The sequence below is a fragment of the Nocardia sp. NPDC055321 genome, assembly GCF_053645575.1.
This window is the reverse complement of record NZ_JBSHMS010000013.1, coordinates 19,353-25,760: the sequence shown is the minus strand read 5'-3', so window position 1 is coordinate 25,760 and position 6,408 is coordinate 19,353. Positions and strand designations below refer to the sequence as shown.

The window sequence follows — 6,408 nt, the reverse complement described above, 5'->3', positions numbered from 1 at the left end:
GCGCGCCGGGCCGCGCACCACGCCCGCGGCTTGGGGGGTTAATTGCGGGCCCAAATCCCCGGGGGTATCGGCATCTCACCGCCGGGTGATGAGGCCGCGGCTGCCGCGCTCCGAGCCGTCGCCGCGCCGGGTGGCCGCTCACTCCCACACTGGGTGCGGTGAAGTTCGCCCACGGGACACCGCACAGCTTCTCGCATAGATTCTCCCCACCGCACCACGTGGTCGTCGGAGCTCGCGCCGTCACAATCCGGTTGTCCACGGTTACGCGCCCCCTGCCCGGTCTGCAGGCGGAGCCGAATCCATTTGCGCGGCCGCATGATCCGCGCGAACGAGTACGCGGGAACGCTCGGCGGACGCGGACGATGTGGTTACCTTCACAGGGTCGGACAGCGAACCCTTCCGCGTGTCCCGCGCGACTCGCCGTGCCTGTACGGGTGAGCCCGGTGGTGGACGAGGCGTGGCGAGCGCGGGCGCGGCGAGGACACCGCGAACACGGCCCGCACATCCCCTGCACAGGGGGCGAAACGGCCGGGCGCCCGCGCCTGCCATCGACAGCTCGTAGCTCCTACTCGCCCCGGCCGCTACCCGCAAATACGGTCCAGGCGAATCCACTTCGCCCACCCCCGCCACGGATTGACAGGTGCCGCGCACGGGGATAGCGTGCCGCTGAATGGTTGCCGGTCGGGCGACCAGCAAGTGGATGCCGGGCCGCCGCCCGGTGAGCAAGTCGGGCAGGGCAAATGATTTCCCAGGTCGAAACGTGTTCAGCAACTCATAGTTCCATTCGGCACCGAATCGGATCGGTAACCAGCCGTGAACTGGTTCCCCACAATGAGCCTCCGACGCCGCCTCGCACCGGCCACGCGGCCGCCGCATGACCTCCGCGCCGCACCCCGAATCCACCGCCCGCACCACCGCGGCCGAGATCCCCGAGATCCCACTGCGCCCGATCGCGCTCCCCACCGCGGCCGACGCGGCCGTGACGGTGCTGCACCGGGCCATCGAGCACGCCTACCGCGGCGGCGAGGCCATCGCGCCGATCACCAACCAGGAACAGGCACAGGCGCTTCCGGCGACCGTACCCGCGGGCACCGCCGTCCTGCTGTCCACCTCCGGATCCAGCGGCGTGCCGAAACGAACACTGCTGTCGCGCACCGCGTTGCTGGCCTCGAGCCGCGCGACCGCCGATCGGCTCGGCGGCACGGGCGATTGGCTGCTGTGCCTGCCCGCCGGATACGTGGCCGGATTCCAGGTGGTCTCGCGGGCAACCCTGGGCGGCACCCGGGTGTCGACCCTTCCGGCAGGCCCCTTCGACAGCGCTGTCTTCGCCGCGGCCGCCGCGCGCCTGACCGGCGAGCGGCGCTACACATCCCTGGTTCCCACGCAGGTCACGCGGCTGCTCGCCGACGCGCGCGGGCGGGCGGCGCTGGCGACCTTCGACACCGTCCTCATCGGCGGGGCGCGCCTCGATCCCGGCACCGAACGGCAACTGCGCGCGGTGACCAGGCCGGTCGTCACCTACGGCATGACCGAGACCTGCGGTGGCTGCGTCTACGACGGGCGGCCCCTGGACGGGGTGCGGGTCCGGATCGTAGACGGGCTCATCCACATCGGCGGCCCCGTGCTGGCGGACGGATATCTGAATCCGGGTCCGGATTCGGGCGGTTTCTACGTCGAGGCCGGACAGCGCTGGTATCGCACCGCGGACCGGGGCCGGTGGGACGGCGACGTGCTCGTGCCGACCGGCCGCATCGACGACCTCATCAACACCGGCGGCGTCAAGGTCTCGGCCACCGCCGTGGAACGCGAGCTCGCCGAGGTCCCGTGGGTGGACGAGGCCGTCGTCCTGGGTCTGCCCGACAGCGAGTGGGGCGAGATCGTGGGTGCGTATATCGTTCCTCGCCAAGGTTTTTCGACGCGAGATCCCGAGGCACTGCGGGAACTGGTACGCGAGCGGCTCGGCCGCGCGGCCGTCCCGAAACATATCGTCCTGAACGCCGAACTCCCGCTGCTGCCCAACGCCAAGATCGACCGCGTGGCCATCCGCCACCGGCTGCTCGCCGAGATCGGCGCGGCGCGTGGGTGAGCGGACGCGCTTCCAGCTGGCCGGGAGCGACGGCCGGGTCGGACTGCGCGGCCCGCTCATCTGCTACTCGAACCTCGAGGAAGCCGAAATCGCGGTCCACACGGGCGAATACGGCGATCTGGTGGCCGGCGCGATCCCCTTCGACCCCCGCTCGGCGAACGCCTCGCTGTATCTGGGCTGGCGCGACGCCCCCGAGCGGACCGTGCCGGCGAGCGCGCCCGGCGGCGTGCGTCCCGACATCGAATTCAACGACGCCGCCATCGCGGCCTACCTGCGCCTGCTGGATCACGCAGTGCCGCTGCTGCGCGCACCGGATTCGGGCGTGGACAAGATCGTGGTCTCGCGTGCCGAACGATTCCGTTACGAGGGCACGACCGACCCTGCCCAGCTGTTCGAACGCATCGTCACGCTCTACCCGCGGGCGCGGAACTACCACGTCGAACACCTCGATTCCCCCGGCGTCCACACCATGGGGGCCAGTCCCGAACTGTTCCTGCGCAAGTCGGGCGCCACGGTCGCGCTGACCCCGCTGGCCGGGACCGTGGCGCGCGATCCGCGGGTCGCCGAGTCCCAGGATCGCGCCCGCGCCCGCGCCGAACTGTTCACCCCGGAGTACCTCACCGCACACCGGCGGCTGCTCGGCTTCCTCGTCTCGGCCCTCGCTCCGCTGTGCTCACGCGTCGAGCACCCGCCCGAGCCCGAACTGATCGCGGCGGCGGACCTGTGGCACCTGGGCACACCCGTCACCGGCACCCTGCTGGACACCGAACTGCCGGTCTCGGAACTGGTTCGGACGCTGCACCCGTCCCCCGCCGTGTGCGGGTCTCCGCAACCCGCGGCCCTGCGCCTGATCCGCGACCACGAATCCCCCCGTGACTATCACGGCGGCCTGGTCGGCTGGCTCGACGCGGCCGGCGACTGCGAGTTCCACCTCGCCCTGCGCGGCATGCAACTCGACACCCACCGCGGCCACATCACCCTGCGCGCCGGAGGCGGCCTGCTGCCCGAGAGCCGCGCGAACCTCGAATTCGCCCGGACCGCCACGAAACTCGCGACCATGCGCCGCGTCCTGGGCCCGGTGCGATGAGCGCGCGCCGCCGAGGCGAGGTCGCGATCCGCCGACATCCATCGCGACGCGTGGTCGCACAGCGCGCGATCACTTCGGCACCGGCGGTTCCATGCGCGACGCGGTGATCGTCGGCGCGGTCCGGACACCGATCGGCCTGGGCAAACCGGGCGGGGCCCTGGACGGCGTGCACCCGGTGGATCTGATGGCGCACAGTCTGCGCGCGCTGGTCACGCGGACCGGCCTCGATCCCGCGCTCATCGACGAGGTCATCGGCGGGGTGGTGAGCCAGGTGGGCGAGCAGGCCACCAATGTGACGCGCCGGGCCGCGCTGGCCGCCGGATTCCCGGAGTCGGTGCCCGCCAGCACAATCGATCGCCAGTGCAGCGCGAGCCAGCAGGCGCTGCGGTTCGCCGCGCACGCGGTCATCGCGGGCGACTGCGACGTGGTGATCGCCGCGGGGGTGGAATCGGTCAGCCGGATTCCCATGGGCACCAGCCTGCTGGACGCGGACAATCTCACCGGATCCGCGTTCCTGGAACGCTATCCGCAGGGCGTGCCGTGGCAGGGCATCAGCGCCGAACTCATCACCGCGCGCTGGGATCTGAGCCGCGCGCAATTGGACGACTACGCGCTGGAGAGCCATCGCCGGGCCGCGGACGCGAGCAAGAACGGGTTGTTCGAGGCCGAGCTGACCCCGCCCGTGTTCGGCCTGTCGTACGACGAGAACATTCGATTCGACGGCACCGCGGCCGCATTCGGCGCGCTGCGGCCCTCGTTCTACAACGAGGCCGTCGCCCGCCGTTTCCCGGAGATCCGCTGGCACATCACCGCGGGCAACGCGAGCCGCCTCGGTGACGGCAGCGCCGCGGTGCTGGTGACCACCACCGAGCACGCGCGCCGGCTCGGGCTCACGCCCCTGGCCCGGATTCGCAGTCATATCGCGATCGGCGACGATCCGTTCCTCATGCTGACCGCCGTGGTGCCCGCCACCGAAAAGGTGCTGGAGCGAACGGGATTGGCCGTCTCCGACATCGACCTGTTCGAGGTGAACGAGGCGTACGCCGGTGTCGTCCTGGCGTGGGCGCACGAGACCGGCGCGGATCCGGCGCGGGTGAACGTGCACGGTGGCGCGATCTCGCTCGGGCATCCGCTCGGCGCCAGCGGGGTGCGGATCACCGCGACCCTGGTGCACGCGCTGCGGGCCCGCGGCGCGCGCTACGGGCTGCAGACCATGTGCGAATCCGGCGGCCAGGCCAACGCCATGATCCTGGAGGCGCTCTAGCCGCGCGACCGCCGGTTCCGCTGTGCCGCTAGCTGTTCGCGAGGGCGGGGATCGGCAGGGTGCGCGCCCATTCGCACGCCATGTCCTTGGGCTTGATGTCGGTCGAGGAGTCGTGCCGGGCGTGTTCGCCGACCTGGATCGCGCCGCGGGCGGCGAGCTTCTCGGCCGCGATCTCCCCGCCGCGATTGAAGGTGTCGCCGTAGATGATGTCGCCGAGGCCGAAGACCGCGAAGCGCAGGCCGGTCAGATCCGGGGCGGTGGCGTCGAGTGCGTTGAAGAAGGGCTCCGCGCCGGTGGGTAGTTCGCCGTCGCCGTAGGTCGAGCACACCACGATGTGGAAGTCACCGGTGTCGAGATCGTCGGGATCGAAATCCAGCATGTCGAACACCGAGACGTCATGGCCCGACAGTTCGTCGGCGATGGCCTCGGCGACGAGTTCGGAGGTGCCCAGTTCGGACCCGAACAGAATGACGACGCGCACGCACAGCTCCCTTCAAGGTTTGTAAGCCTAACCTAACCTACAGGGCCGCGGCGGGATACCGGAAGTGCGCCACGCGCGATCGAGCCCGGCCGGTGCGCTGCCGCCGTCCGGTCGCCGTCGCGCCGGGAATCCTCAGATCGATTTGTCGTTGCTGGAGGGCGGGTTTCCCGTGGTGAAATCGTCGCGGGACGCCCGGCCCGCCAGCCGCCGGCGCAGCAGAACCACACCGACCAGAATCGCGAGCGCGATGATCAGCAAAATCTCCATGATCAGCGCGTACCCGGGATTGCGCCCGATATGCCCGGACAGCCATGGACACGGGAAAGGCCCGCACCCCGGGGTGCGGGCCCTCCGGCAACGGACTCACCCGATGAGCTTGCGCCGCACGCCTTCGGTGGCGATGACCAGCGCGGGCACCAGCGTCAGGTGGGTGACCGCCAGCGCGATCGTGGAGGCGGTGTCGAAGTCGGCCGCCACGGTCAGGGCGATGGTGCCCACCGCGAGCAGCGAACCGACGACCGCCGCGAGCCGGAGCACGCCGACCCACCGGTACGACAGCAGCGCCGCGAGGGCGAGCCCGGCCAGCAGCGGCACGACGGTCAGGGTGACGATCCCGCCGGGGGCGACGCTCTGCGACTGACCGTCCATGGTCGTTTCGAAGGATCCGCCGGCGAGCGCGCCGATCCCCCAGGCGATCAGATTGGCCACCACGGCGCCGGCGACCGCGCCGAAGACGGCGACCGGACGACTCAAGGCGGGAACGGGAACGAGGGAACGAGTGGTGTTGGTGGCTGCGGTCGTCATGATGACCTCCGAGTGGAAGAGCGATGAAGTTCTGGACTCCATCGTGAAACCTCGATAATTGTTCAGGTCAATGCTTTTCGGGCAACAGTGACGTGGGTCACCGATCGCCCGGTCGTAGCCGGGCTACATGGTGGACACGCGATCGAGGTCCGATTCGTTCAAGACACCGGACGCGCACCGCGCCTACCGTGTGGTCCATGAGCATTCACTTTGATGTCGTCAGCGTCGTTGTCTCGGATATGGGTGCGGCCGTGGCCTTCTACGGGCTGCTCGGGCTGGAGTTCGAGGCGGGCGCCGCGGATCTGCCGCACGCGGAGGCGCAGTTGCCGGGCGGTATGCGGTTCGCGCTGGACAGCGAGGCGACAATTCGTTCGTTCCACCCCGAATGGAACGCAGGCAACGGTGACGGCCGCGTGGGGCTGGCGTTCCGGTGCGATTCGGCGGGCGCGGTCGACGCGAAGTTCGAGGAGTTGACCGCGGCGGGGTATCGCGGGGAGATGAAACCGTTCGACGCGTTCTGGGGGCAGCGGTACGCGGTCGTGCTGGATCCCGACGGGAACGGTATCGATCTGTACGCGCCGCTGAGCTGAACGCGGGGCTCGTGGGGGGGCGGCAAATTAGGCCGCCCCCCACAATTTCGGGCGCACGGCCGGGTGGGGGGAACCCCCCCCGCCGCGGGTGTGACA

7 protein-coding genes are annotated in these 6,408 nt (G+C 70.3%); 4 read left to right on the top strand and 3 right to left on the bottom strand.

What is annotated here, in order from left to right; translation table 11 throughout:
• The first annotated feature begins 874 nt into the window (after positions 1–874).
• The 3 genes from ACWIGI_RS21455 to ACWIGI_RS21445 all read left to right on the top strand — a co-directional run bounded on the left by ACWIGI_RS21455 (position 875) and on the right by ACWIGI_RS21445 (position 4,437).
• Positions 875–2,086: an AMP-binding protein gene (locus ACWIGI_RS21455; protein WP_454204198.1), complete on the top strand. Its 1,212-nt coding sequence runs from the start codon at positions 875–877 to the stop codon at positions 2,084–2,086.
• On the top strand, positions 2,079–3,173 hold the full coding sequence (locus ACWIGI_RS21450; protein ID WP_454204197.1) for a chorismate-binding protein: 1,095 nt from the start codon (positions 2,079–2,081) through the stop codon (positions 3,171–3,173). The genes ACWIGI_RS21455 and ACWIGI_RS21450 overlap by 8 nt, the downstream gene beginning before the upstream one ends.
• Before the next feature lie 91 nt (positions 3,174–3,264).
• Entirely contained in the window at positions 3,265–4,437 is a 1,173-nt protein-coding gene (locus ACWIGI_RS21445; RefSeq protein WP_454204196.1) for a thiolase family protein, read from the top strand.
• A 28-nt stretch (positions 4,438–4,465) separates the two neighbouring features.
• On the opposite strand, the gene ACWIGI_RS21440 is transcribed toward ACWIGI_RS21445, so the two are convergent.
• The 3 genes from ACWIGI_RS21440 to ACWIGI_RS21430 all read right to left on the bottom strand — a co-directional run bounded on the left by ACWIGI_RS21440 (position 4,466) and on the right by ACWIGI_RS21430 (position 5,722).
• Complete coding sequence (locus ACWIGI_RS21440) at positions 4,466–4,918, bottom strand: flavodoxin domain-containing protein (protein ID WP_454204195.1); 453 nt, start codon at positions 4,916–4,918, stop codon at positions 4,466–4,468.
• A 132-nt stretch (positions 4,919–5,050) separates the two neighbouring features.
• Positions 5,051–5,185, bottom strand: coding sequence for a hypothetical protein (locus tag ACWIGI_RS21435; RefSeq protein WP_454204194.1), 135 nt, complete (start codon positions 5,183–5,185; stop codon positions 5,051–5,053).
• A 96-nt stretch (positions 5,186–5,281) separates the two neighbouring features.
• Positions 5,282–5,722, bottom strand: coding sequence for a DUF6069 family protein (locus ACWIGI_RS21430; RefSeq protein ID WP_454204193.1), 441 nt, complete (start codon positions 5,720–5,722; stop codon positions 5,282–5,284).
• 197 nt (positions 5,723–5,919) lie between these two features.
• Between ACWIGI_RS21430 and ACWIGI_RS21425 the strand changes: the two genes are divergently transcribed.
• On the top strand, positions 5,920–6,312 hold the full coding sequence (locus ACWIGI_RS21425; protein ID WP_454204192.1) for a VOC family protein: 393 nt from the start codon (positions 5,920–5,922) through the stop codon (positions 6,310–6,312).
• Positions 6,313–6,408: the final 96 nt, after the last annotated feature.